22 protein-coding genes and 6 pseudogenes are annotated in these 25691 nt (G+C 71.0%); 4 read left to right on the forward strand and 24 right to left on the reverse strand.

What is annotated here, in order from left to right; translation table 11 throughout:
• Positions 1 to 360: 360 nt before the first annotated feature.
• The 7 genes and pseudogenes from AC38ZX_RS21165 to AC38ZX_RS21195 form a co-directional block, all read right to left on the reverse strand.
• Positions 361 to 1064: pseudogene (locus tag AC38ZX_RS21165) on the reverse strand (ABC transporter ATP-binding protein).
• Positions 1061 to 1972 (reverse strand): ABC transporter ATP-binding protein, encoded by a 912-nt coding sequence (locus AC38ZX_RS21170; protein WP_426593775.1) that lies wholly within the window; start codon positions 1970 to 1972, stop codon positions 1061 to 1063. The pseudogene AC38ZX_RS21165 and the gene AC38ZX_RS21170 overlap by 4 nt, the downstream one beginning before the upstream one ends.
• Before the next feature lie 126 nt (positions 1973 to 2098).
• A complete protein-coding gene (locus tag AC38ZX_RS21175; RefSeq protein WP_491295800.1) occupies positions 2099 to 2413 on the reverse strand; it encodes a GNAT family N-acetyltransferase in 315 nt (104 codons plus the stop codon).
• A 168-nt stretch (positions 2414 to 2581) separates the two neighbouring features.
• Positions 2582 to 2944 (reverse strand): VOC family protein, encoded by a 363-nt coding sequence (locus AC38ZX_RS21180; protein ID WP_426593778.1) that lies wholly within the window; start codon positions 2942 to 2944, stop codon positions 2582 to 2584.
• A gap of 53 nt (positions 2945 to 2997) precedes the next feature.
• Entirely contained in the window at positions 2998 to 3834 is an 837-nt protein-coding gene (locus AC38ZX_RS21185) for a MerR family transcriptional regulator (protein WP_491295801.1), read from the reverse strand.
• Positions 3835 to 3869: 35 nt separating this feature from the next.
• Positions 3870 to 4937, reverse strand: a complete 1068-nt coding sequence (locus tag AC38ZX_RS21190; protein WP_491295802.1) for an MFS transporter — start codon at positions 4935 to 4937, stop codon at positions 3870 to 3872.
• A gap of 82 nt (positions 4938 to 5019) precedes the next feature.
• Positions 5020 to 5160, reverse strand: a pseudogene (locus AC38ZX_RS21195) (hypothetical protein); the annotation flags it as partial.
• Between the two features lie 168 nt (positions 5161 to 5328).
• Between AC38ZX_RS21195 and AC38ZX_RS21200 the strand changes: the two are divergent.
• Positions 5329 to 6141, forward strand: coding sequence for a class I SAM-dependent methyltransferase (locus AC38ZX_RS21200; protein WP_426593782.1), 813 nt, complete (start codon positions 5329 to 5331; stop codon positions 6139 to 6141).
• Positions 6142 to 6158: 17 nt separating this feature from the next.
• Positions 6159 to 7040, forward strand: coding sequence for a GNAT family N-acetyltransferase (locus AC38ZX_RS21205; protein WP_491295805.1), 882 nt, complete (start codon positions 6159 to 6161; stop codon positions 7038 to 7040).
• On the opposite strand, the gene AC38ZX_RS21210 is transcribed toward AC38ZX_RS21205, so the two are convergent.
• Positions 6964 to 7788: an ABC transporter six-transmembrane domain-containing protein gene (locus AC38ZX_RS21210; protein ID WP_491295806.1), complete on the reverse strand. Its 825-nt coding sequence runs from the start codon at positions 7786 to 7788 to the stop codon at positions 6964 to 6966. The genes AC38ZX_RS21205 and AC38ZX_RS21210 overlap by 77 nt on opposite strands.
• 104 nt (positions 7789 to 7892) lie before the next feature.
• On the opposite strand from AC38ZX_RS21210, the gene pyrE reads away from it, so the two are divergent.
• Positions 7893 to 8432: an orotate phosphoribosyltransferase gene (pyrE, locus tag AC38ZX_RS21215; RefSeq protein WP_491295807.1), complete on the forward strand. Its 540-nt coding sequence runs from the start codon at positions 7893 to 7895 to the stop codon at positions 8430 to 8432.
• 4 nt (positions 8433 to 8436) lie between these two features.
• On the opposite strand, the gene AC38ZX_RS21220 is transcribed toward pyrE, so the two are convergent.
• From AC38ZX_RS21220 to AC38ZX_RS21240, 5 genes and pseudogenes are all read right to left on the reverse strand, one after another.
• The gene (locus AC38ZX_RS21220; RefSeq protein WP_491295808.1) at positions 8437 to 9966 is read right to left on the reverse strand and encodes an MATE family efflux transporter; all 1530 of its coding nucleotides are present in this window, start codon (positions 9964 to 9966) and stop codon (positions 8437 to 8439) included.
• Between the two features lie 305 nt (positions 9967 to 10271).
• Positions 10272 to 11198: pseudogene (locus AC38ZX_RS21225) on the reverse strand (arabinan endo-1,5-alpha-L-arabinosidase); the annotation flags it as partial.
• Positions 11195 to 12709: an arabinosylfuranosidase ArfA gene (gene arfA, locus AC38ZX_RS21230; RefSeq protein ID WP_491295809.1), complete on the reverse strand. Its 1515-nt coding sequence runs from the start codon at positions 12707 to 12709 to the stop codon at positions 11195 to 11197. The gene arfA (AC38ZX_RS21230) and the pseudogene AC38ZX_RS21225, both read right to left, overlap by 4 nt.
• Positions 12710 to 12782: 73 nt before the next feature.
• A complete protein-coding gene (locus tag AC38ZX_RS21235; protein WP_491295810.1) occupies positions 12783 to 13805 on the reverse strand; it encodes a beta-L-arabinofuranosidase domain-containing protein in 1023 nt (340 codons plus the stop codon).
• A complete protein-coding gene (locus AC38ZX_RS21240) occupies positions 13753 to 14667 on the reverse strand; it encodes a beta-L-arabinofuranosidase domain-containing protein (RefSeq protein ID WP_491295811.1) in 915 nt (304 codons plus the stop codon). Before AC38ZX_RS21240 ends, AC38ZX_RS21235 begins: the two co-directional genes overlap by 53 nt.
• Positions 14668 to 14806: 139 nt before the next feature.
• Between AC38ZX_RS21240 and AC38ZX_RS21245 the strand changes: the two genes are divergently transcribed.
• Positions 14807 to 15718, forward strand: a complete 912-nt coding sequence (locus AC38ZX_RS21245; RefSeq protein ID WP_491295812.1) for a 2-hydroxyacid dehydrogenase — start codon at positions 14807 to 14809, stop codon at positions 15716 to 15718.
• An 11-nt stretch (positions 15719 to 15729) separates the two neighbouring features.
• Here the strand turns inward: AC38ZX_RS21245 and arfA (AC38ZX_RS21250) are convergent.
• From arfA (AC38ZX_RS21250) to AC38ZX_RS21300, 11 genes and pseudogenes are all read right to left on the reverse strand, one after another.
• Positions 15730 to 17242: pseudogene (gene arfA, locus AC38ZX_RS21250) on the reverse strand (arabinosylfuranosidase ArfA).
• Between the two features lie 25 nt (positions 17243 to 17267).
• A complete protein-coding gene (locus AC38ZX_RS21255; RefSeq protein ID WP_491295814.1) occupies positions 17268 to 18581 on the reverse strand; it encodes an alpha-galactosidase in 1314 nt (437 codons plus the stop codon).
• Complete coding sequence (locus AC38ZX_RS21260; RefSeq protein ID WP_491295815.1) at positions 18578 to 19201, reverse strand: hypothetical protein; 624 nt, start codon at positions 19199 to 19201, stop codon at positions 18578 to 18580. Before AC38ZX_RS21260 ends, AC38ZX_RS21255 begins: the two co-directional genes overlap by 4 nt.
• Positions 19096 to 19698 (reverse strand): hypothetical protein, encoded by a 603-nt coding sequence (locus tag AC38ZX_RS21265; RefSeq protein WP_491295816.1) that lies wholly within the window; start codon positions 19696 to 19698, stop codon positions 19096 to 19098. The genes AC38ZX_RS21260 and AC38ZX_RS21265 overlap by 106 nt, the downstream gene beginning before the upstream one ends.
• Before the next feature lie 119 nt (positions 19699 to 19817).
• The gene (locus AC38ZX_RS21270; protein WP_491295817.1) at positions 19818 to 20891 is read right to left on the reverse strand and encodes a hypothetical protein; all 1074 of its coding nucleotides are present in this window, start codon (positions 20889 to 20891) and stop codon (positions 19818 to 19820) included.
• Positions 20888 to 22219, reverse strand: coding sequence for a family 1 glycosylhydrolase (locus tag AC38ZX_RS21275; protein WP_426593797.1), 1332 nt, complete (start codon positions 22217 to 22219; stop codon positions 20888 to 20890). The genes AC38ZX_RS21270 and AC38ZX_RS21275 overlap by 4 nt, the downstream gene beginning before the upstream one ends.
• Positions 22220 to 22323: 104 nt before the next feature.
• Positions 22324 to 23139 (reverse strand): carbohydrate ABC transporter permease, encoded by an 816-nt coding sequence (locus AC38ZX_RS21280; protein ID WP_426593798.1) that lies wholly within the window; start codon positions 23137 to 23139, stop codon positions 22324 to 22326.
• A 79-nt stretch (positions 23140 to 23218) separates the two neighbouring features.
• The gene (locus AC38ZX_RS21285; protein WP_426593799.1) at positions 23219 to 24163 is read right to left on the reverse strand and encodes a carbohydrate ABC transporter permease; all 945 of its coding nucleotides are present in this window, start codon (positions 24161 to 24163) and stop codon (positions 23219 to 23221) included.
• Between the two features lie 120 nt (positions 24164 to 24283).
• Positions 24284 to 24496, reverse strand: coding sequence for a hypothetical protein (locus AC38ZX_RS21290; RefSeq protein WP_491297556.1), 213 nt, complete (start codon positions 24494 to 24496; stop codon positions 24284 to 24286).
• Positions 24497 to 24541: 45 nt separating this feature from the next.
• Positions 24542 to 24730, reverse strand: a pseudogene (locus AC38ZX_RS21295) (hypothetical protein); the annotation flags it as partial.
• 100 nt (positions 24731 to 24830) lie between these two features.
• Positions 24831 to 25448, reverse strand: a pseudogene (locus tag AC38ZX_RS21300) (extracellular solute-binding protein); the annotation flags it as partial.
• Positions 25449 to 25691 lie beyond the last annotated feature (243 nt).

Here is a 25691-nt window from a genome sequence, read left to right on the forward strand (position 1 = left end):
CCGCCGTCGGGCGGCAGGTACTGCATGACGGTGGACGTCCACGTGGTCGTGGTCGTCGGGAGATGCCCGAAGGGCGCCGTGAGCAGGGCAGCCGCCCGCGCGACGGCCGCCGCGGGTTCCCGCGCGGTCGCCGCGACGCGGGGGTCCGTCGTGGGGTCGTCCGGGTCCTCGGGGAAGCCCAGCGCGACGCCGACCTGGACGTCCGCGTGGGGTGCGCCGGCGATCGCGAGCTGCAGCGCCCTCTGCGGGGAGGCCGTCACGAGCAGGACGCACGCCCCGACCAGCGCCGAGCCCGCGACCATGACCGCCAGCACCGCGGCGAGCACGCCGAGCTGGGCGCGTCCGCGCCGCCGGACCAGCTCACCCACGCGCGACGTCCTCCACCAGCCGGCCGTCCACCAGGTGCACCGCACGGTCTGCGAGCGCGATCATCACGGGGTCGTGCGTCGCGACGAGGGCCGTCATGCCCTCGGCCTCGACGACGCCGCGGATCAGCGCCATCACGGACAGCCCGGTCTCGCTGTCGAGCTGCCCCGTCGGCTCGTCGGCGACCAGGAGGCGGGGCGAGGCCGCGAGCGCGCGTGCGATCGCCACCCGTTGCTGCTGGCCGCCCGACAGCTCGTCGGGCCGCTGCAGCGCGTGCGGGGCGAGCCCGACGAGTCCTCGAGGAGCAGCCCGACCCGGCGCTCGCGCTCCGCCACGGGCGCGTCGCGCAGGCGCAGCGGCAGGCCGACGTTCTCGGCCGCCGTCAGCACGGGGATCAGGCCGAAGGTCTGGAAGACGAACGCCACGCGGTCGCGGCGCAGCTCGTCCTGCCCGTCCTCGGTGAGCGCGGACACGTCGACGTCGTCGACGACCACCTCGCCCTCGTCGGGCCGGTCCAGGCCGCCGACGACGTTGAGCAACGTGGTCTTGCCCGACCCCGAGCGGCCGACGAGCGCGACGAGCTCGCCCGAACCCACGTCGAGGTCGACGCCGCGCAACGCGTGCACCGCGGCCCGCCCGTGCCCGAACGTGCGGTGCACGCCCCGGACGCGCACCACCGCGCCGGGCTGTGCGCTCACGGCGCACCCCCGTCGGGCTTGACGCTCACGTGGTCGGCCTCCAGCGCGAGCCGGACGCGGCGGGTCAGCGCCAACGCGTCGCGGTACTCGCGCGGCACCTGCACGCGTCCCGCCCGGTCCATGACCGCATACTCCTCGTGGGTGACGTCGCCGCCGGCGTCCCGACGCAGCACCTCGCTGCTCGTGCGCCCGTCCCGGATCGCGACGGTGCGCTCCACCTGTGCCCGCACGGCCGGGTCGTGGGTGACGACCACGACGGTCGTGCCGGCCTCCCGGTTCGCGGTGCGCAACGCGTCGAACACCTCCTGGGCCGTGGCCGTGTCCAGCTCGCCCGTGGGCTCGTCGGCCAGCAGCAGCTGCGGCTCGTTGCCGAGCGCCGTGGCGATCGCGACGCGCTGCTGCTCACCGCCCGACATCTCGTCCGGCAGCCGGTCGGCCACGTGCCCGACGCCCACGAGCTCCAGCAGCTCGTCGGCCCGCGCCGTCCGTCGCGCACGACGTGTGAAGGTCATCGGCATCGCGACGTTCTGCCGGGCGGTCAGGTACGGCAGCAGGTTGCGCGACGTCTGCTGCCACACGAAGCCGACCATCTGCTGCCGGTACGCCACACGGTCCCGCGCGCCCATCGCCATGAGGTCCCAGCGACCGACGCGCACACGGCCCGCCGTAGGTGCGTCCATCCCGGACAGCACCGAGAGCAGCGTCGACTTGCCCGAACCGCTGGCTCCGACGAGCGCGACCATCTCGCCCTCGTCGACGAGCAGGTCCAGCCCTTGCAGCGCCTGCACCTCGACGCTGCCCGACTGGAAGATCCGCACGAGGTTGTCGCAGACGACGAGAGCGTCGTGACCGAACTGCGCGGCAGGCGCGGCGCCGCCGCCCAGGGCCTCGAGGGTGCTCTCGGACACAGTCGATCCCTCCGTCGCGGAACGTGCAGGAGCAGGCTAGGCCCCGCGCTCACCGCGCGTTCGGGAATCGTCGGGGCGCGCCGTCATGGCGGACCGGCTCTCGTCCCGAGGACCCCCTCGAAGGGGCTAGGCATCCCATGTGAAGAAGCTGACCGGCGACTCCCGCCCTCCCAGAGACCGGTAGAACGCCACGGCCCCCGTGTCGTCGCTGTCGGCGGGGACGAATATCGCGGCGATGCCGGCCTCGGCGGCCAGGTCGCGGATCGTCGCGACGAGGCGCCTGCCGATACCGCGGCGGCGGAAGTCCGCGTCGACGGCGAGGTCGTAGACGAAGAGCTCCGCCGAGCGCGACCGGGTCATCGGGATCGTGTGGGCGGTGATCCCGCCGACCACGCGGCCTCCCTCGAACGCCGCGACCGCCCAGAAGGAGCCGGTTCGCAACAGCTCGGCGACGTACGCGTCGCCGAGCGGCTCCGGAAGCTTCGTCGAACGCCTCGGCCATGACGACGAACAGCTCGCGAGCCGGCTGCTCGTCGCCCGGGACGAGTCGTCTCGTCGTCACGGTCCTCACGAGCCCATCGTGCTCCGCGGCCCAAGGGAAATTCACGCCTAGGGCTGAGGTGGTTCCTGGTAGACGCCCAGGACGTTGCCGCCCGGGTCCCGGAACCTCGCGGTCAGCTCGCCCGGGTCGGCCCCCGGAGGCTCGACCACGGCGGCGCCCGCCGCCACGAGGCGTGCCAGGGCATCGTGCAGATCGTCGACCATGAGGTAGACGAGCAGACCCGGGCCGGCCGGTGCGAGCCGCGGGTCGAAGTGACCGCTCACCTCGTCCACCGAGTCGTCGAACGTGATGCGGCCGCCGTCCCGGTGCATGCGCCAGCCGAAGACGGACTCGTAGAACGCGGCAGACGCCTCGACGTCCGTCGCGGGCAGCGCGATGTGGCAGACCTTGCCGTGTCCGAGGAGGGGCATCTCCTCATGGTGAGGGCCGTGGGGCACGTCCGCCAGAGCCTCCACGAGCGGCGTCACCTGCTCGTGCGGAAGACCGGCCAGCCGACCTCGGTGCGACGGTCGGCCACCACGTCGGTGTCCGCGCCGGTCACCGTGAAGTTCTCCCAGATCGGACCGGCGACCCCGATCGCCTGCGCGGCGACGAACGCTCCCAGGTCGGCGTACGTGCGGTCGATGTCGGCACCTGAGCCACGGTGCACCATGATCGCCAGCTCGGTCCGGGGCAGCCGCTCGAGGCGCACGCGTCCCAGCCGGTCCAGACGGGTGGGACCGGCGACCGGCACGAACGCCACCAGCTCACCGATGCCCTGCTCGAACACGTCGGCGGAGAACAGGGCGCCGTCGACGCCTGCGCGCGTCCCGACGAGCTCCCGCAGCGCACCGTGGAGCTCCCGATACGCGGGACGCGCCCAGGCGCTCGCGTCGGTGAGCGCGAGACTCTCGCGGATGGTCAGCGCCCAGAGGGCCGGCACGTCGCGGAACTCGACCTCGCCGCCGTTCGGTGCGGCGTCCTGCAGCAGCGACCGCAGAGCGCTGACGGCGCCCCTCGTCTGCGCGAGCTGGTCCTCCATGTGCGCGAGGTGCACGGCGATGGCTCGGTTGCGGGCATCGATGTCGGGCGCCTCGACGACGGCCCGGACGGACTCCAGCGGCATCTCGAGGTCGCGCAGCCGCTTGATGACCTGCGCGATCGAGACCTGCGACAGGTGATAGCTGCGGTATCCGCTGCCGGGATCGACCCTCCACGGGACGAGGATCCCGACCTCCTGGTAGTGCCGCAGCGCCTTCACGGTCAGGTACGTCATCCGGGAGAAGTCGCCGATCGAGACCACCGGCTCGTCAGTCCTCATCACCCCTCCGATCGTCGTGCGCTGCGTCGACCCTTTCATGACGGCGGGAGACGGCGAGCGACGACCGCCACGAGGACCGAGACCATGGCCAGCGGCACGAGGGCGAGGGCGAACGCGTGCGGGACGCCCTCGCCGACCGCCCCGAAGAACACCACTCCGATGAGCGCCACCCCGACGGTGTTGCCGATCTGCTGCGCGGTGGACAAGGCCCCCGAGACGGTGCCGGCCTGCGACGGCCGGGCGTGCGCGAGAACCGCCATCGTCAGCGGGGTGATGCACAGCCCCTGACCGGCGCCGACGAGGAGCAGACCCGGCCCGAGCATGAGGACCGACCACCCGTCGAAGCCGACCACGGCAACCCCGAACGCCGCGTACCCGGCGAGCGTGACCAAGGCTCCGGCGATGACGACCGAGCGGCCGAACCGGCCGATCAGCGCGGGCGCCCTCAGGGAGGTCGAGAGATATGCGAGCGCGAGGACCGTGAACAGCAGCCCCGAGTCGAGCGGGGACAGGCCGCGGCCCTGCTGCAGGTACAGCGACAAGCACAGGTAGAACGACGCCTGTCCGCACCAGAACACCAGCTGCGCGCCAAGTCCGGAGCGGAACGTCGGCGAGGTCAACAGCTCGGCGGGGAACAAGGGTGCTCCTCCTCGACGCCCGAGACGTCGCTGCTGTGCGACGGTCGTCGCCAGAAGCACACCCGAAAGACCGAGCACGGCCCAGGTCCACGTCGGCCAGCCCTGACTCCGTCCCTGGATGAGCGGCAGGATGAGGGCGGTCACGGAGGAGGTGAGCAGCAGCATCCCGACCCAGTCGATCGGGCGGGGCGCGGCCGCCTTCGACTCCGGCACCAGGACCGGCGCGAGCACGAGGATCGCCACGCCGACCGGGATGTTGATCGCGAAGATCGCACGCCAGCCGAGGCCGGCCTGGATGAGGACGCCGCCGATCAGCTGGCCGCTGGCCGCGGCGACGCCCATCGCGAGCCCGTAGACGCCGATCGCCCGCGCCCGGTGCGGGCCGGGGAAGTGCACCCCGAGCAACGACAGCATGCTGGGTATCACGATCCCGGCGCCGACCCCCTGCACGAGCCGACCGGCCACCAGCTTCTCCCGGCGTCCGCGCCAGGGCGCACACGAGAGAGGCGACGACGAAGCCCGCGACGCCGACGCCGTACATCCGCCGCCGCCCGATGACGTCCCCGATGCGCCCGGCGGTGAGGAGCGTCGCACCCAGGGCGAGGCCGTACCCGGACACCACCCACTCGAGGGCGGCAGCGTCCGCGCCCAGGTCCGCCTGGATGGAAGGGAGTGCGACATTGACGATGAAGAAGTCGAGGACGACGAGGTAGACGCCGGCGACGAGTACCGGAAGTGCGCGCCAGGGAGGCGTCGCCGTGGCGAGCTGGGTGGGCGTCCGGGAGCTGGTTCTGGGTCATGCACCTGTTCTGGTGTCTCCCGCGGGGGGAGAGTCAATGGGCTCTACGTTGTCGAGATGGAGCAGCCCCCGATCCACGACCACTACGACAGGGTGTTCGACGAGGACCAGCGCCTGCGCGTCGGCCTCGGCAGGCTCGAGCTGGCCCGCGTGCAGGAGATCGTCCGTCGCCACCTGCCGCCCGCCGCTCGGGTGCTCGACGTCGGCGGAGCGACCGGTGTGCACGCCGAATGGCTGCTCGGCGACGGTCACACGGTGCACCTGGTCGACCTGATGGCCGGGCACGTCGCGCGGGCCACGGAGCGCCTCGGCGGGGTCGACGGGTTCACCGCGGAGGTCGGCGACGCCCGTGCCATCGGCAGGCCGGACGCCTCGTTCGATGCCGTCCTCCTGCTCGGACCGCTCTACCACCTGACCGATCGCGCCGACCGCCTGGCGGCGTGGCGGGAGGCGCGTCGCGTCGTCGTCCCGGGCGGCGTGGTGGTCGCGATGGCGATCTCCCGGTTCGCGTCCCTGTTCGACGGGCTCGCGCAGTCCTACCTCTTCGACCCCGCGTTCCGCGCGATCGTCGCGCAGGACCTGGCGACCGGGGTGCACGAGAACCCCACGGGCGACCCACGCTGGTTCACGTCCGCGTACTTCCACCGGCCCGAGGAGCTCGCGCAGGAGGCCACCGAGACGGGGCTCGTCGTCCGGGAGACCGTCGGCGTCGAGGGGATGGCGCACTGGATCAGGGCCTTGGCGTCGGCGTTCGACGACGAGGGCGCCCGCGACGTCGTGCTCGACGCGGCGCGCGTGATCGAGGCGGAACCGAGCCTGCTCGGCCTCAGCTCGCACCTCGTCACGGTCGCGACCCGCCGCACCGACTGACGGGACATCATGAGCGGATGCCGGCCGACACAGCGCAACGCGCCGAGGACCTCATCACGGCAAAGTCTCGCCGGGACGCGGCAGTCCTCGACCGGGCCCGGTCGCTCCAGCTCGACATCGCGAGCTGGGGGCGCACGGTGGGCCTGCGCGTACCGGCGCTGCCCGAGCTGGCCTTCTACAACAAGGCCCGTGGCGTCAACGCCGACGACCTGGCGCACCTGCCGGCGATCTGTGCGTTCTTCACGAGTGCCGGGATCACGCCCACCCTGGAGGTCTGGGCAGCCGACGCCACCGACCGGCTCGGCGCCGCCCTCGTCGGCCTCGGCCTGTCTGCGGGCACCGTCACGGCGGTACTGCACCGGCACCTGACGGACGTGCGACGATCGCCGGGCGCTGCGGACGGTACGGTCACGGTCACTGAGCTCGACCCGGCCGACCCCGACGCGGACTACTTCGCCACCCTCCTCGGCGGGTACGGGCTCGCCGACGCCCGACCAGAACGCCGCGCGATGCTCCACGCCGAGCACGACCCGGCGACCGTGCGTCGCTATGTCGCCCGCGTGGATGGCCGGCCCGCGGCCGCCGCCGGCCTCTACCTCCATCCCGACGGAGCACTGCTCAGCGGAGCCGCGACCCTGCCCGAGTACCGTCGCCGCGGCTGCCAGGCCGCACTGATCAGGCGCCGACTCGCTGACGCGGCACTCGTCACCGACCTCGCCGTCGTGACGGTGGGCTATGGATCTACGAGCCAGACCAACCTCGAGCGCGCCGGCTTCCACCTGACGCACTCCCGCACCAGCTGGCAGCCGCTCGAGCCCTCGTCTACTCGCGGGGTTCGTTGCGCAACCGCTGGAGGATGTCGCGCAGGCGCAGGTACTCCTGCCACGAGACGGGCATGAACGACGCGACCGCCGAGAACTCGAACACGTAGAGGATGACCGACAGGAGCGTTCCTTCGTCCATCCCCTGCCGTGTCGATGTGACGATCGCGAACACCTGCAACGCGACGGTCAGCGTCAGCGAGAGCGCGAAGTTGACCGCATCGATGTCGGACAGCTTGATGGTCCAGCTGTTCAGCAGGCCGATGTGCCCGCGCGTGAGGGTGCTGTCGTTGCGCCCGAGCACATCGACCTGCCGCTCGTACTCGTCGTTGTAGCCGCGGTTGAAGTCGACCGTGCGCCGACTGCTGGCGGCGTAGATCGCCACGATCAGCGCGGTCATCACGAGCGCGCCGAGGAACACGGGGACCGAGAGCGCCGCGAGGAAGAAGAGGGTGCCGATGAATGCGCTGACGCTGCCGACCAGCGCAGGCATGGAGTACTCGAGGAAGTCGATCACCTCGCGCAGCATGTTCAGCCGTGCGGTCTTCTCAGACAGTCCCGCCCGTTGCTCGAGTGCCGCGGCGCCGGCACGCTGGTAGATCCGCGCGTACAGCCGGACATCGTGGAGGCGACGAACCGTCGCGAACGCCATGGTGAGGAGACCGACCGCCGCCAACAGGATCAGTCCGCGGGTGGAGCCGCCCAGGTAGTCGTCCAGAGCGACGCCCAGCAGGAAGGGGATGACCACCTGGCCGGCGGCCTCGGCGATCACCAGGAGCAAGGACAACGCGACGCGCGGTCGATAGCCCTGCAGCATCTGCCACATCACCGAAGGCTAGCGAGCGGGCGTTGCGCGAGGTGGCTGCGAGCCGGCCAGAGTACGACCGACGAGGTGGTCATGACGCGGCGCCCGACTGCGAAGATCGGTACGTGGACCACGACACGCTCGCCCGACAGATCGACTCGCTGTGCCGGCTCGAGGGAGAGTTCGTCCTGCGGTCGGGGACGCTCGCTACCGAGTACTTCGACAAGTACCTGTTCGAGTCGGACCCGAGCATCCTGCGCGCGGTCGCCGAGCAGATGGTCCCGCTGCTGCCGCCCGATACCGACGTCCTGGGCGGCCTCGAGCTCGGTGGCGTGCCGATCGCGACGATGCTCAGCTCGCTGACCTTCCTGCCCGTCACGTTCGTGCGCAAGGAAGCCAAGACGTACGGGACCGGACGCCTCGCCGAGGGCCGAGACGTCGCCGGCGCGCGCGTCACCCTGGTGGAGGACGTCATCACCACCGGCGGAGCCGCCCGAGCGGCAGCACTGGCCCTACGGGCTCAGTCCGCACACGTGTCGACGGTCGTCTGCGCCATCGACCGCAGCCCCGGCGCCGAGACTCCGCTCCTCGACGCGCGCATCGAGATCCGGTCGGTGCTCACCCTCGCCGACCTCGATCAGGCACGACTCGCGCGCCTTCGCTAGCGACTCAGGCTCGCGTCCGACGGCGTCCCCGGCGGCGCACCGGCGCGACGACGCTGCTGTGCAGCAGGCGCCGCCGGCGGCGGACCGGCGGCTGGGGCGAGGTCGACGGGTCCGCGACGCACCGCGGCATCGGCACCACCGCCTCGACGACGAGCGATCCCTCGGCGGGGCCCTCGACGAGCACGGGCTCGGTGGCGGAGACAGGGGTCCGGCCCAGCGTGCGACGCGCGTGCAGATAGGCCGGGACGAGCAGCACGACGGCGAAGAGCCAGGCCAGCGGGTTGCCCCAGATGACTCCGGCGTATCCGAACGACGCTCCGAGCACGATCGCCGCGCCGACGCGCCCCACGAGCTCGACCGCGCCCGTCATCGTCGGGACCACCGTGTGCCCGAGGCCCTGCAGGGCTCCGCGGAGCACGAACAGGACGCCGAGCACCGTGTACAGCGACCCGTTGACGATGAGCATGTGGTGGGCCATCCCGACCACCTCGTCCTCGCCCTGACCGAGGAAGCCGCGCACGATCGCGCCGCCCGCGACGATGAAGATCACGCCGATGACGATGGAGCCGCCGACGGCCATCACGGCTCCGTGGACGACGCCCGTGCGGATCCGGTCGGGACGCCCTCCACCGTGGTTCTGCGCGGCGAACGTCGAGACCGCCAGGCCGAGGGAGGCGAGCAGCGTCACGGCGAGCCCGTCGACACGTGCGCCGGTGGTGAACGCCGCCACGGCGTCCGGCCCGAGCCCGTTGAGGCGCGTCTGCACGGCGAGCGCACCGATCGCGATGATCGACGCCTGGAAGCCCATCGGCAGACCCAGGCGCAGGTGGTGCAGGACGTCCGCACGCCGCACCCGCAGGTCGGCGCGCGAGATGTGCAGCGCCGGCACTCGTCGGCGGACGTACTCCAGGCACAGGACCACCGAGACCGCCTGGGACGCGACCGTCGCCGCGGCCGCGCCACCGACGCCGAGCCCCAGGAAGTTGACGAACGCGACGACCAGCACCACGTTGAGGACGCAGCACACGGCCAGGAAGACGAGCGGAGTGCGGCTGTCGCCGATCGCCCGGACCGCGGACGCGAGGTAGTTGTAGAACATCGTGGCGATCGCCCCGGCAAAGCTCACGGTCGCGAACGTGCGCGCCTGCGGCATCAGCTCGTCCGGCGTCTGCAGCAGCTCGAGGGCCGGCCCGGTCGCCGCAACGGCGACGACGGTGAGCACGACGCTCACGGCGGTGGTGAGCAGCACGCTGGTCGCGACGGACCGGCGCACCGCGGGCTGGTCGCGGGCGCCGAACGCCTGCGCGGTCGGGATGGCGAACCCGGACGTCAGGCCCCACGCGAAGCCGAGCAGCAGGAACAGCAGGCTGCCGGTCGAGCCGACGGCCGCGAGGGCGTCGACCCCGAGGGTGCGCCCGACGACGAAGGCGTCGGTGACCTGGTAGAGCTGCTGCACGACGTTGCCGACGAGCAGCGGGATGGCGAAGACGATGATGACTTTCCAGGGACGGCCCGCGGTGAGGACGTTGGCCATGACGGTGCTGACTCCAGAGGGTGGTTGCGCGGGTTGGTCTCAGGTCGAGCGCGGTCGGGTGCGCAATCGGATCGTATCGATTCGATCGGCCGGTCGGCCGCAGATTTTCGCCGTTCGTGGTGCACATCACCGAGGGCTGCGGAACGAGCACGTCGTGTGCCGGCCACGACGTGCTCGTCCGAGGTGCTAGGAGCCGGGAGCCGACTCGGACGCTGCCCCTTCAGCTCGTCGGCCGTCATCGCGACCGGCCAGCCGTCGTCGGTCCACGCGAGCCTGCGGATCGCGAGGGTCGGCGTACCGCCGGTCGCGCCGTCGTAGAAGTGGAACCCGAGCAGCTCGGCGTCCTTGGTGACCGCGACCGACTCGCCGCCCGGGCCGATCATGTCGCCGACCGCGTCGAGCACGGGCGTGCCGCCGTTCTCGAGCAGCGGGTCACCGTCGGCGTCGACGTACGGGCCGGCAATGTCCTTCGAGCGCCCGACCTCGGCGTGATAGGTGCTGGAGACGCCCTGGCAGCAGGAGTCCTTCGAGACGAACAGGTACCAGTAGCCGTCGTGGCGCAGCAGCGCGGGGGCCTCGATCGCGTTCGTCGCGTCCCCGCGGCTGGCGATCGTCTGCGGCTCGGCACCCTCCGCCGGCAGCCCGCTCGGCCACGACAGCTCGACGAGCTGGATCCCGCCCCAGAACGAGCCGAAGGCCATCCACGGCGTGCCGTCCTCGTCCGTGACCACGGAGGGGTCGATGGCGTTGTAGTCGTCGGCCGGCGTCGACTGCCAGACGATCCCCTGGTCCTGCCAGTCGACGTCCGCGCCCAGCTCGTCGGACGTCATCAGACCGATCGCCGAGGTGTTCGAGCCGAAGGTCGACGCGGCGTAGTAGAGGTACCACGTCCCGTCGTGCTCGACGACGTCGGGCGCCCACAGGTTGGTCACGCCCGGCACGGTCTTCTCCTGCCACGCCGGCCGGGCGTCCGGGAGCACCTCGCCCGCGTACGTCCAATCTTTGCCTCCGACCGAGTGCCGTACCTGGATGGCGCCCAGCCCCTTGGTCATGTTGCCGGTGGAGAACACCCACCAGTCGTCGCCGTCGACGACGAGCGCCGGGTCGTGCACCTCGATCTCGCCCGTCACGGGGACGGCCGTCCCGGCCACCGGGTCCGACGAGGAGCACGCCGCCAGGAGAGCCACGACGGCCGCCCCGCAGGCCACCGAAGCCGCGGTCAGACGACTCATCGGGCGAGCCTGATCATCGTCCACGACACCGGCGGCAGCTCCACCGACCGGGCACCGTCGGTCTCGACCACGTCCAGCGGCCGCGGCGCGAGCGACGTGTCGTCGTCGGCCGTGGACTTCGCGTTGGGGTCCTCGTTCGACATCACGACGGCCTCGACGACCGTGAGGCCCTCGAGCCCCCGCACGTCCAGGTTCAGCGAGATCGGCTCGTCGACCGAGCGGTTCACCGCGAAGACGGCCATCGCACCGGTCTCGGCGTCCCACGTGGCCACCGCGTCGACCGTCGGGGTGCTGCCGAACTTCTTGGTGGTGTGCGACGGGGTGTCCAGCTCGACGCGGAGCACGTCGCCGGACGCGTAGCGCGAGGTCAGCGCGAAGGGGTGGAACGTCGTCTGCTTCCAGCTCCGACCCCCGTCCTGCGTCATGATCGGCGCGATCACGTTGACGAGCTGCGCCAGGCTCGCGGCCCGGACCCGGTCGGAGTGCCGCAGCAGCGAGACCAGCAGGCTCCCGACGACGACCGCGTCCGCCACCGAGTAGTGGTCCTCCAGCAGCACCGGTCCTACCGGCCAGCTGTCCTTGGGCGGCTCGGACGCCTCGCCGTCGAGATACCAGACGTTCCACTCGTCGAACGAGATGTGGATCCTCTTGGTGTGCCGGCCCGCCGAGCGCACGGCGTCCGCGGTCGCCACGACCGACTCCACGAAGTGGTCCATGTCGATGGCCGAGCCGAGGAAGGAGGCGAGGTCGCCGTTCTCCTCCCAGTAGTAGGCGTGCGCGGAGATGTAGTCGACCTGGTCGTAGGCCTCGGTCAGGACCACGCGCTCCCACTCACCGAACGTCGGGATCGTCACCCCCGACGAACCGCACGCGACGAGCTCGAGGTCCGGCTGCATCTGACGCATCGCCCGCGCTGTCTCCGCGGCGAGGCGGCCGTACTCCTGGGGGGTCTTGTGGCCGGTCTGCCACGGGCCGTCCATCTCGTTGCCCAGGCACCACATCGTGATGCCGTGCGGGGCCTCGGCGCCGTTCGCCCGACGTCGGTCGGACAAGGTGGTGCCGCCGGGGATGTTGCAGTACTCCAGCAGGTCGATGGCCTCCTGAACGCCGCGGGTGCCCAGGTTGACCGCCAGCATGGGCTCGACGCCCGCCTTGGCGCACCAGCGCATGAACTCGTCCGTGCCGACGGTGTTGGGCTCCGTCGAGTGCCACGCCAGGTCGAGGCGGGTCGGGCGCTGGTCCCGGGGGCCGACGCCGTCCTCCCAGCGGTAGCCCGAGACGAAGTTGCCGCCCGGGTACCGGACGGTCGAGATGCCGACCTTGACCAGCTCGATGACGTCCCCGCGGAAGCCGTCCTCGTCGGCGGTGGGGTGCCCCGGCTCATGGATCCCGCCGTAGACGCACCGGCCCAGGTGCTCGACGAACGAGCCGAAGGTGCGTCGGCGGACGGGCGAGACCCGGAATCCGGGGTCGATCGTGAGGGTGGCGGTGCGGGGGGCTGCTGTGTCCATCGGACATCCTGTTCGTGGTCGTTCGGGGGTGCGTGCTCGGGATCGGCTGGTCAGCGGGTTGGGACGGCCCCGCTCATCGGGCGGCCTCGGGCACCCACACGCGCATGCCGGGGCCGTGCCGGCGGTTCCCCCACCGGTGATAGGGCACGAGGGTCAGGTCGAGCTCCGAGCCCTCGCCGGTCGAGGCCGCGCCGGTCGAGTAGACCCACCCCGGCGCTGCGGGCCGATGGCGACCACGCGCGCGCAGCGCCACCGGAGCGTCCAGTCCGGGCAGGCCGTCGACCACCTCCCACGCCTCCGGCACGATCTGCACGTCCTCGACCACGACCCCGTCGGGCAGGTCACCTCCCTCGAGGGCGAAGAGCAGCGGTCCGCGGGCGACGGCGACGCAGCCGCGCACCGCGTCCACGTGCGGGTGCGCGCGCAGCGCCCTGGGCACCAGGTCGAGCTCGAGCGCGACCGTCGATCTCCCGACCGGGAGGTCGACGGCTACGTAGCCTCGCTCGGGGACCAGGTCGAGCTGCCGGCCACCGACCTGCACGCTCCAGTCCGTCGTCCATGCGGGGATCCGCAGCCGCAGGGTCGTGGCCTGGGTGGCGTCCGCGTCCACCTCCACGCGCCCGTCGTACGGGTAGCCCGACCTCACCCGCAGCGCGATGCCGTCGGCGGCGATCTCGGCGTCGCTGTACAGGTGCAGATGCAGCTCGCCGGGTGCCGTCGTGGCCGCGTAGTGGCCCAGCGACGCGACGAGCCGGCCCAGGTTGGGCGGGCAGCACGCGCACCCGAACCACGCGGCCCGGTGCACGAACGAGTTCCAGTCCGTGTCCTCGGCGTGCGTGCTGCGCACCTGGAGCGGGTTGGAGTAGAAGAACGAGCGCCCGTCCTGCGCCGCGCCGACCGCCACGGCGTTGAGCAGCGCCCATTCCATCGCGTCGGCGTACCGGCCGTCGCCGCTCGCCAGCAGCATCCGCCACGACCACATGACATCGGCGATCGCGGCGCACGTCTCGGCGTAGGCCCGCTCGGACGGCAGTTCGTAGGCGTCACCGAAGGACTCGTCGCGGTGCCGGGCGCCCAGACCGCCGGTGACGTACATCTTGGCGTCGTGCACCGAGCTTCCACATGCGTTCGGCGTAGGCGAGGAGCGCGGGGTCGCCCCGCTCGAGGTACAGGTCGATCACGCCGGTCGCGAGGTAGACCTGACGGACCGCGTGCCCGGTGGCCTCGTCGGCCGAGAGCACCGGGGTGTGGTCCTGGTAGTAGCGGGGGCCGACGTGGTCGTTGGCGAGCACACCGCGTCCGCGCCGGTCGACCATCGTCCGGGCGAGGTCCAGGTAGGCGCGTGTGCCGGTCTCGCGGTACAGCTCGACCAACGCCGTCTCGATCTCCGGGTGCCCGCAGTAGCCGTCGGGGACGTCACCGCCGAGCCCGTCGACGACGTCGTCCGCAAAGCGCACCGCGACGTCGAGCAGCGACCGGTCGCCCGTGGTCCGGTGCCACGCGATCGCGGCCTGGATCAGGTGGCCGAGGCAGTACAGCTCGTGGCCGTCGCGCAGCTGGTCGTAGTGCACGCCCGGCGTGGTCGTCTGGAACCAGGTGTTGAGGTATCCGGAGTCCTCCTGGGCAGCGCGCAGCAGCCCGACGACGTCGGCCACCCATGCCGTGCGGTCGGCCCGCGTGTCCCAGGCCACGGCCTCGAGGGTCTTGTACAGGTCCGAGTCGGCGAACAGCGGACCCCGGAACGGACCGCTCTGCTCGCCGGCCGCGAGACGGAAGTTGTCCAGGACCCCGGACTCGTCCATCTCCTCGACGCAGTGGTCGATCGTCCCGCCGGACGCCGTGAGCTGCCAGGCGCCGAGGTGGCCGGACTCCAGGAGGCGGGTCGCCGACCAGGGCAGCGGCTCCCAGACCGCGTGGGGCGAGCCCGCTGCGACGGGACCATGAGTGGGGACGGGCACGCGACCTCCTGCGCATCTTCGCGACGGACCGAGGTGACTCGCGGCCCAATTACATCGTTGCATATTCTAGGCTCCGACCCTCGGAGGTCCACAAGGGGATCTCCCCGGCGACGTGTCGACCGCGTGCGACGATGACGCGATGACGAACGCGCGTCCCGTCGTCGTGGTGGACATGTCGTTGCACCCCTTGGCCGAAGAACGGCTCCTGACCTCGGCGGATGTCGAGAGGCTCCCACCCTGCGGACCCGCGCGGACCGACGCGCTCGCCCGGGCCGAGGGGCTGCTCGCGTACGGACCGCCGGGGCCCGACGAGCTCGCCTGCGCCGCGCGGCTGCGGGCGATCGCGGTGCACCTGGCCCCGCCGGCGATCCGGGACGCCGCGCGCGCCGGGGACGTCAGCGTGATCGAGTCGACCCGGCTGTGGCGCACCGTCGCCGAGCACACGCTGGCGCTCCTGCTCGCGACGCTGCGCCGGGTGCCACCCGCCGATGCCGCCGTCCGCGCCGGGCGCTGGCCGACCGAAGACCTCAAGCAGCGCTACTCCGGACGCGACCTCGCCGACGCGACGGTCGGCGTCCTGGGCGCCGGCCGGATCGGTGCGCCGCTGCTCCGGATGCTCGCCGCGCTCGAGGCCCGGCCGCAGTTCACCGACGACCGACCGATGCCGGAGCTCGAGCGGTCGACCGGCGCTCGTCAGGTCGACCTCGACACGCTGCTCGCCACCTCGGACGTGCTCGTGGTGGCCCTGCCGCTGGACGACTCGACCCGGGGTGCGGTCGGCGCCGCCGAGCTGGCGCGGCTGCGCCCGGGTGCCACGCTCGTCAACACCGCGCGCGGCCCGGTCGTCGACGAGGTGGCGATGCTCGCCGCGCTGCGCGACGGCCGGCTCGCGGCCGCCGGGCTGGACGTCCACGGGGACGAGCCGCTGGCCGCCGACCACCCGCTGCTCGCGCTGGAGAACGTGGTGATCACGCCCCACCTCGGGGGGTCCACGCTCGAGTGTGACCTCGAGCTGGTCGACGGCCTGCTGGAAGCCCTCGGAACCGCCTGAGGCCGCCGCCGTCAGGCGGCTGCCAGGCGGATCATCGACCACGACACCGCCGGGAGGACCCCCGCCAGGTGCCCGTCTGCGGCCGTGACCGTGCCGTTCGGCCGCGGCCCGACGGACGAGTCGTCGTCGGCCGTCGCGGCCCAGTGGACGTCCGGGTTGGACAGGGTGACGGCGTCGACGACGCGCAGCCCCGGGAACGCCCGAAGGTCGGCCTCGAGGCGGACGTCCTCGGTCACCGACCGGTTGACGACGAACACCGCGAGCTCCTGGGCCTGCTCGTCCCACGTCGCCACGGCGTCGACCGTGGGCGTCTCGCCGAACCGCGCGGTCTCGTGCAAGGGCGAGTCGAGGGCGACGCGCAGCACCTCGCCGGACGCGTGCGCCGAGGTCAGGGCGAAGGGATGGAAGATCGTCTGCTTCCACACCCGCCCGCCCGGCTCGGTCATCATCGGTGCGATGACGTTGACCAGCTGCGCGAGCGACGCCGCGTGCACCCGGTCGGTGTTCCGCAGCAGCGAGATGAGCAGGTTCCCCAGCACCACCGCGTCGGCGACGTTGTACCTGTCCTCGAGCAGGATCGGTGCGACGGGCCAGTCGTCGCCCGTCGGCGGCCGGGACTCGGCGCGCTTCTGGTACCAGACGTTCCACTCGTCGAACGAGATGTGGATCCGCTTCGAGGTCTTCAGGCGTGCTCGGACGGCATCGGCGGTGGCGGCGACCGACGCGACGAAGTGGTCCATGTCGATGGCCGAGCCGAGGAAGGACGCGAGGTCGCCGTCCTCCTCCCAGTAGTAGGCGTGCGCCGAGATGTAGTCGACCTGGTCGTAGGCCTCGGTCAGCACCACCCGCTCCCACTCACCGAACGTCGGCATGGCTGACGACGACGACCCGCACACGACGAGCTTCCAGGTCCGGCTGCATCTGACGCATCGCCCGCGCGGTCTCCGCGGCGAGACGTCCGTACTCCTCGGCCGTCTTGTGCCCCGTCTGCCACGGGCCGTCCATCTCGTTGCCTAGGCACCACATCTTGACCCGGTAGGGAACTTCGGCGCCGTTGGCCCGGCGCAGGTCGGACCAGTAGGTGCCGCCCGGCACGTTGCAGTACTCGAGCAGGTCGAGCGCCTCCTGCACGCCGCGGGTGCCCAGGTTGACCGCCATCATCGGCTCGACGCCGGCGGTCGTCGCCCAGCGCATGAACTCGTCGGTGCCGACCGTGTTGGGCTCCGTCGAGTGCCACGCCAGGTCGAGGCGGGCCGGGCGCTGGTCCCGCGGGCCCACCCCGTCCTCCCAGCGGTAGCCCGAGACGAAGTTCCCGCCCGGGTAGCGCACCGTCGAGATGCCGAGCTCCTTGGTCAGCTGGATGACGTCGCCGCGGAAGCCGTCGGCGTCCGCGGTCGGGTGCCCCGGGTCATGGATCCCGGAGTACACGGAGCGGCCCAGGTGCTCGACGAACGAGCCGAACGTCCGACGGCGGACAGGGCCGACGCGGAACGCCGTGTCGATGGTGAGACGAGCCGTGGGCATGTGTCGTTTCCTCAGTTCAGTCGGGTCAGGATCGGGTAAGCTCGAGCCAGCGCACCCCGTGAGCGGGTACGTCGAGTGCGAGGGTGAGATCGGGGCGGACGCCGACCACTCCGGAGTCCCAGAGGTCGTGCGCGGTCCAGGCGCCGTGCCCGGCCGCCACCGAGTCGCCGAGCACGTCCTGCAGGGCGACGGTCGCGTGGTACTCCGTCGGCCCCGTCCAGAACACCGCGACGAAGCGCGCGGGACCGTCGGCCTCCCGCGCCGCCCAGACGACGACCTCGCCGTCATCACGGTCCTCGACGGGTTCCCGCCACAGCTCGGACCCGTCGACCGACTCCTGCAGGACCCGCCCCAGCGCCGGGTTGGCCAGCCGGTCGAGGGTGGCGTCGTCGGTCTCCGGCAGGTTCCCACCGATCATGAACGGCGAGCGGGCCATCGCCCAGAGGGTCAGCTGGGTGCGCTGCTCGTCGGGCGTGAGCAGGGAGTCCCGCGGCTCACCGCGCTCGGCCCGGACGCCGATCCGGCCCAGCGGCAGCATGTCCCCGTCGGCCCAGCCTCGCGGCGACTGCAGCGGCGCCCACCGGGAGAGCCGACCGAACTGCTCCTCGACGTCGCTCCACCGGTCCCACAGGTCGTTGCTGATCCGCCACAGGTCGGCGTTGCGACGCAGGTGCCGCACGTGCGCCGTGGACAGGGCCGTCCCCGGCGACAGGGAGAGCACGATCGGCCGCCCGGCGCGGTCGAGCGCGAGCCGCCACGCCTCGATCGCGTCGGCGTGGTACGGCGCGAGCATGTCGTCGATCTTCAGGTAGTCGAGCCCCCACGACGCGAGCAGCGACGCGAACCCGTCGAGGTAGGCCTGCGCCCCCGGGTGCGAGTGGTCCAGGCCGTAGTAGCCGGGGTGCCACGCACAGGTGGACGACGTGTCCGCGATCTGCGAGGCCGTCCAGTCCGTCCCGAGCACGGGCAGGTCGAGCGCGACGGCCCGACGCGGGATGCCACGCATGAGGTGGACCCCGAACCGCAGCCCCATCGCGTGCAGCTTCTCGGCGAGCAGGGCGAAGCCCGCACCGCCGGCCGACGACGGGAACCGGCCGGGCGCAGGGGCGGGGTAGCCGTGGGCGTCGACCTCGAAGGGCGCGTCCTGCTGGTAGCCGTGCGAGCGCGCCGTCGGGTCGTACCAGTCGATGTCCACCACGACCGTGTCGTAGCCCACCGGCAGGAGCCGGCTCGCCAGCACCTCCGCGTTGGCGAGGACCTCGTCCTCGGTCACCGTGGTTCCGAAGCAGTCCCAGCTGTTCCACCCCTGAGGCGGGTGCTCGATGCCCAGCCGGCTCATCGCTCGACGTCCCGGCTCGGCCGCGACGGCGGGAGGTTGCAGGCCTTGAGCACCTCGATCTCGTCCGGGTCGTACGGCGTGAAGTCGGAGTGCACGATGTCGTGCATCCACAGCCGGGTGTCGATGCCGGGCAGCGGCTTGATGAACTCCCACACGTGGTTGAACTGCGCCTTGCCGTTCACGAAGCCGAAGAAGTAGCTGCCCACGCCCTCGGACTTCCACAGCGGCAGGTGGGTCTCGATCGTGCTGCGGTAGGGGCGGTGCATCCACTCCGTGTTGAGCAGCGGCCGGCCGAACCCCTTGAGGAATCGGGTCAGCTGCTTGGCGTGGGTGTGGTCGCCGTAGTAGTGGAACGACACGATGTCGGACAGCTCGATCGCGCGCTCCTCGACCGGCTGGAGCCGGCACGGGTCGAGCAGCCACTCGTACGCGTCCGCCGCGCCCACGCCCCAGATCTCGGCAGTGAGCGGCTGGCTCACGTCGGCCTCGCGCAGCCAGGAGAAGACCTTCTCCATCATCGGCAGCGACAGGTCGTTCCGGGTCGAGTTCCCGATCTCGTTCCACACGTTCCACACGACGATGCGTTCGTCCTGCCCGTACCGGTGGGCGAGCTCGTCCACCCAGCGACGGAACGTCGGCTCGAAGCTTCCGGCTCGTCGGTGAGCACGTAGCCGACGATGCCGCCACCCTGGACGTCGTCGTCGAACGGGGACTCCGAGGACCCGCCGAAGTACCCGGGCTCCGGCTCGGGCTGCGGCCCGAGCTGTGCCGGCGACCAGCGGTGCCTGGGCACGGAGCAGTCGTTGAAGAGCACCGGCATCATCGTCATGCCGTAGGAGCCGAGCAGGTCGAGCAGCTGTTCCAGGTGGGCGAAGAACGCGTCCGGCTCGTGCTGCCACACCTCGAACGGCAGGTAGAAGCGGATGGAGTTGATGCCGTAGGAGTGCGCCAGCGCGATCTCCCGGGCGGCGTCGCGCCATGCGGCGTCGTGCTCGTGCTCCTGCAGCAGCCACAGGGCGCCGTGGATCCCCCCGCTCGGGATCCAGTTCATCCCGGTGATCCAGTCCCGGGACGTGTACCAGTCCCAGATCTCGTCCTCCGACCAACGCCGCTTCATCGCGCCCCCTCCTCGTCGTGCCCGGTCGTGCCGTCCGTCGTCCTGCCGATGGCTTCGTGGTTGCTCACAGGACGCCCACCCGCTCGCGCCAGTCCCCGGCCACCACGGCGACGACGACGTCATGGCTCCCGGCTGCGTTGCGCACCGTGGTGGCCTGCACGGTCGCCCGCCGCGTTCCAGCGCACCGCCTGGGAGTAGCCGCTGGCGTCGGCGTGCACGTGCCGGACCGCGGCGACCGGGAGCTGCATCGCGCGCCAGGTCGTGCCGAGGTCGTCGCTGACCAGCGCATGGTTCGCCTCGTGACCGTCGAGCCACGAGTGCCGGGCGGTCGCGACGATGGTCGCCCCACCTCGACCGTCCGGGGTCCACGCCACGTTGGGCGTCCCGGACAGCACCACGCCCTCGAGCGAGACCAGCATCGGACCCGGCTCGGCGGGGTCGCCCCAGTCGACCCCGTCGCGCGACGTGCGCCAGTGGATCGGCACCTCGTGCGGGCCGACGATCTCGACCACCGCCCGGTAGGAGCCGTCAGGAAGGGGCTCGGTGGCGACGAACATGCCGGGCCGGCGGTAGCGGTCGGGGATCCCGACCACCGTCTCGGCCTCGGTCCAGGTGCGCAGGTCGGACGACGCCCGGCGCGAGATCACCTGCAGCATGCCGCGGTGCTTCTCCCGCTCGTCCGCGAAGTACACCGCCAGCACCCCGTCGACGAGCACCAGCTCGGGCTCCCAGATCGACGTGGTGGTCGAGGTGCGGGCCGGGTCGTAGAGCGCCGGCCCTCCCGAGTCGACCACGGACTCGAACTGCCACGTGGCGCCGCCGTCGCGAGACGAGTAGAGCGCGATCGTCGTCGTCGACCCGTCGCCCGGGATGGCGTTGCCGGCCAGCAGGAGGTCGCCGCGGTGCAGGTGCGCCAGGTCCGCGGGCAGCTCGTAGATGACCGGCTGGTACCGGTTTCCGCGGCCGAGGTGGTCGGCGACCCGCGCGTGCTCGCGCCAGGTGCGACCCCCGTCGTCGGAGCGCCACACGGGAAAGACGGGCCCCGCCGGATCGGCCACGCCCAGCCGCAGCTCGCAGGTCAGCAGCATCGCGCCGCCGTGCGGACCCTGCGGGTCGGTGACCAGCAGACGCGAGTACATCGCGCCGGCCTCACCGACGCTCCCGGAGTGGACGACGGTCGTGGTGACGCTCATGACGGTGCTCCCGACGACTCGGTGGTGGCGGTGCGTCGGCCGTACCGCACGGCCAGGTCGGCGAACGCGTCGGCCGCGGCCGTACGGACGCGCGCGTAGGACGGGAGCCCGTCCGGGCGGGTGCCGTCCGGCACGAGGTCCCACAGACCGTGCCGCAGGAGGTACTCCGGAGCGGGCGCCGTGCCCTCGCGGTAGTCCCAGAGCAGGAAGTCGATCAGCGCCCACCAGGTCCAGCCGACGAGCGGCAGACCCTCGGCGCGCAGCCGCTGGACGACGTCCATCGACGCGTGCAGCCAGTCGACGCGGCGGTCCACGGCGCCGGGATCGCCGGTCTCGGTCAGGGCGAGCGGTACCTCGGGGTAGCGCGCGTGCCACGTGCGGACCAGGTCCTCGAGGGCGTCCGTCCCGGCGTAGGTGACCGGCCAGGACGACGGGCGGGGCTCGCCCGACGGCGGGCCGCTCACGTCGACCGTCGAGACGTGCGGGTAGTAGTTGACGCCCAGGACGTCGGGACGCACCGCGTGCTCGACGAACCAGGCCAGCTCGGCGTCGCCGACCCCGTGCGCCCGCAGATGACCGACCAGCGGGTGCGCGTCGTCGACCCGTCCCGTCACCAGGTCCTGGTGCAGGAAGACCCGCTCCCGCAGGTGATCCACGCGGTCCGCCCACGGACCCGCTGCGTCGGCCGAGCCGCCCGGGACGACGAACCGTCGCGACGCCTCGACGTGCCAGAACGCGATGTCGGGCCGTATCTCGGCCACGGCGCGCTGCGCCAGGACCACGCCGCGAGCCACGCCCAGCAGCACGCGCAGGTAGCCGTCGTCGCCCTCGAGGTGGGGTGGCCAGATGCCGTCCTCACCGCACCGCTCGGCCGTCACGGACGGCTCGTTCGTCGGCGTGACGATGGTGACCTGCGGGTATCGCTGCGCGAGCGTGGCCGCCAGGTCCGCGAGCGCCGCGGGGTAGCCGGGGTCGACGAACGATCCGGTCAGCCACGCCGGCGTGCCGTAGTGCACGAGGTCGAGGATCACCTCGACGCCGCTGGCCCCGAGCGCGTCGAGCACGCCGTCGGTCCACGCGAGGTCGAACCGGTTCGGCTCCGGGTGCACCTGGTACCACGGCACGCCCCAGCGGATCTGGTCGGCCCCGCTGGCCACCAGGAGCTCGACGTCCTCGCGCCAGCGGCGGTCGTGGTCGGTCAGCGCGTACTCGTCGAGCGCGCGTCGCCCTGCGCGCGGCTCGACGACGAAGGTGTCCTCGATGCCGACCCCGACGGCGAACGGCGCACACGCGGTTGCCGTCAAGCCGTCGTTCTTCTGCGTGCTCATCCTTGCCTCCTTCGGAGCGGTGCTGCTTCAGGCATGCCGGGTGGCACGCACCGCGGGACGGGCGGTCCCGCGGTGCGCGTCGGTCGGTCGGCGCCGACGGGCGGTCAGCCCTTGATGCCTGAGGAGGCGACGCCCTCGATGAAGCGCTTCTGGACGAGGGTGAACAGGATGATCAGCGGCAGCACCGATATCAGGGAGCCCGCCATCGTGACTCCGTACGGGATGACTCCCTGCTGCGTCCCGTTCAGCAGGGCCAGGCCGGCGGTCAGCGTCCGGTCCTGCGCGGAGTTGGTCATCGTCATCGGCCAGATCATGTCGTTCCAGTTGCCGATGAAGTTGAACATCCCGAGCGTGAGCAGACCGGCCTTGGCGTTCGGCAGGATGATGCTCCAGTAGATCCGGAACTCCGAGGCGCCGTCGATGCGCGCAGCGTTGTCCAGGTCCCGTGGGATGGACACGAAGAACTGTCTGAGCAGGAATATCCCGGCGACGTCGGATGCGCGGGGTACGACCAGGCCCACCATCGACCCGATCCAGCCGAGATCGGACAGCATCTTGTACAGCGGGATCAGCAGGGCCTGGAACGGGATCATGATCGTGGCCAGAAGTACGGCGAGCACGATGCCACGGCCCTTGAAGTCGATGCACGCCAGGGCGTAGGCCGCCATCGAGTCGAGCAGCAGCGAGAAGACGGTCACGAGCACCGCCATCTGGATCGTGTTCCAGAGCTGGGCCCCGACCGGGATGCGGTCGAAGACCCCCGGGAAGTTGTCGAGCGTCCACGAGGCCGGGATCAGCTTCGGCGGGTACTTGAGCACCTCGGACTGCGGCGTGAACGCCGTGATGACGATGATGAGCAACGGGAAGGCGCAGATCACCGCAGCCACGGTGGCGATCAGGAACCCGCTGGACCGGCCCATGAAAGTGGTTCTGTGCAGGCCTGACCCCTTGGACGCGCCGAGTTCGGCCTCACCGGGGTTCTGGAGATCGTGAGCGCGCTCATGCCATGTCCCTCTCCTGGCGCCGGTTGATGGTCAGCTGGATGACGCCGACGATCATCGTGATCACCATGAGGACGAACGACAGCGACGCCGCATAGCCCTGCCGGAAGTTGGTGAAGCCCTCGGTGTAGACCCGGTAGACGATCGTCTCCGTGTGCCGCTGCGGGCCGCCGGCGGTCATGATGTAGATCTGGTCGAAGGCCTGGAAGGCGAAGTTCGCGGCCAGGATGATGACGTAGGTCATCGTCGGACGAAGGCCCGGCAGGGTGACGTGCCAGAACCGCCCCCAGGCCTTGGCGCCGTCCAGGTGCGCCGCCTCGTACTGCTCCTCGGGGACTCCTTGGAGTCCTGCGATGAAGATGACCATGAAGTACCCGAAGGTCTTCCAGACAGCCACGAAGATGACCGTCGGCATGGCCCAGGTGGTGCTGTGGAGCAGATCCGGCATCGCGCGTCCGAAGATCTGCTCGAACCAGTACGGGATGATCCCGGTGCTGGGGTCGAGCAGGAAGCTGAACGACAGCGCGGCTACCGCCATGGAGATGACGAACGGCAGGAAGATCACCGTCCGGAACATCCCCCGCAACGGCAGATCCTTGCGGTTGAGCAGCACCGCCATCCCGATGGCCGTGGCGATCACGAGCGGGATGAATCCCACCGCGTAGACGAGCGTGTTGACGATCGCACCGCGCGTGTCGGGGTCGGTGAAGATGCGCGCGTAGTTCTTGAGCCCGACGAACTCGGGCTGGTTGAGTCCGGTCGAATTGGTGAACGAGATCCACAGCGCGTAGAACGCCGGGTAGAACACCCAGATCGCCAAGATGATCAAGGCGGGGATGAGGAAGGCAACGCCGGCTCGGAACCGGCGGCTCTGCGCCTTCGGCTTTCGGAACTGCTTCTGCTGGCCGGGCGACCGGGCATCCTGCGCCCGGGTGACAGACAACCTGGACGCTTTGTAGACCACTTTGTCAGACATAGCGACGAGCACCGCCCTTCAGGGGATGGACGCGGGTCCGGGTACCCGGCCGGGCGAGAGCCCGGCCGGGTACACCAGAACTGTCAGCTACTCGCTCGCGAGGTAGCCGTCGACCTTCTTCCCGGTGCTCGAGAGCAGCTTCTGCACATCGCCGCCCTGTGCGATCTGGGTCATCATCGAGTTCGTCTCGTTGGTGATGTCGGTCACCGAGGTCGAGATGCCCGTGGCGTAGTAGTACGAGTGGTCCGAGGCCTTCGCGAGGTCAGCGATGATCGGGTACGCGAATTCGCTCTCCGTCACGTCGTTCCGGTTCGGCGGGTAGTAGGACCCGGTCCAGACGACCTGCTGGTCGTGCGTGTTCCAGAAGTCCTCGAAGCCGTACGCGCAGTTCATCTTGGCGTCGGTGTTGTTCATGGACGTCGCGTAGAAGTAGTTGTAGACGCCGGCGACCCAGTCGCTCGGCCAGTGGAACATGTTGACCTTGATGCCGAAGGAGTCGGCAGAGGTGATCTCCCACGGGCCGTTGTAGATCATCGCCGCGCGGCCGGAGCCGAAGAGCTTCCATGGCCTTGGTGTTGTCGAGGCCGGTCGGACTGACCTTGTCCTGCCACACCTTCTGCCACTGCGTCATCGTCTTGACGTTCTCTGGCGAGTCGAGGTGCTCCTTGCCGTCGGTGATGTAGTCACCGCCGCCGGTGTGCAGCATCGTCGAGAGCATGCCGGGGTCCATGTCCTGCAGCGCCATGCCGTACTGCTCGGGCGTGCCGTCGCCGTTCTTGTCGATCGTGAGCTTGTGCGCTACGGCGATCAGCTCGTCGATCGTCTTCGGGTAGTCGGCCTCGGTCAGACCCGCAGCCGCCCACAGGGTGGGGTTGATGTAGACCGCGAACGGCGTGACTCCCATGGGGACGCCGTAGGCCTTGCCGTCAAACGTGACCTGCGGCTTCATCGCCTCGTAGAACGCGGTCGAGCTGGGGTACTTCGTGGTGTCGTCGTAGAAGGCCTGCTGCGACAGGAAAGCGCCCTGGTTGGCGTAGCCGAGCCCGCTGTCGATGCCTTGCACCACGAGGTTCGGGCCGTTGCCGGCGCCGAGGCTCGTCAGGGAGCTTCTCCGAGATCGACGTCCAAGCCAGTGGCTCGGACTTGATCGAGCAGGCAGTCTGCGAGGCGTTGTACGAGGCGACGATCTTGTCCAGAACCTTGCCGTCAGCCTCGGTGTAGCCGTGCCACAGGACCAAGTTCGTGGTGCCACCAGCGGCGGCGCTGTTGCCGTCAGAACCCGAGCCGCCGCCTGAGCATGCGGCCAGGGCGAGGGACGCGGTGGCTGCGAACGCCGCCACCGCGAGAGACTTACGGGAACGAAAGTGCATCTGATCCTCCTTGATCAACGGGCCACTCGTTCTGGTCTTGACCGGCGACGCATTTCTGTCTGCTGGGCGGCCTGCTGCACGTGGGTCGCTTTTGCCGGTTACAACGTTGGAAGTGAGGGTAACCC

It is taken from the genome of Cellulomonas sp. McL0606 (assembly GCF_058248365.1).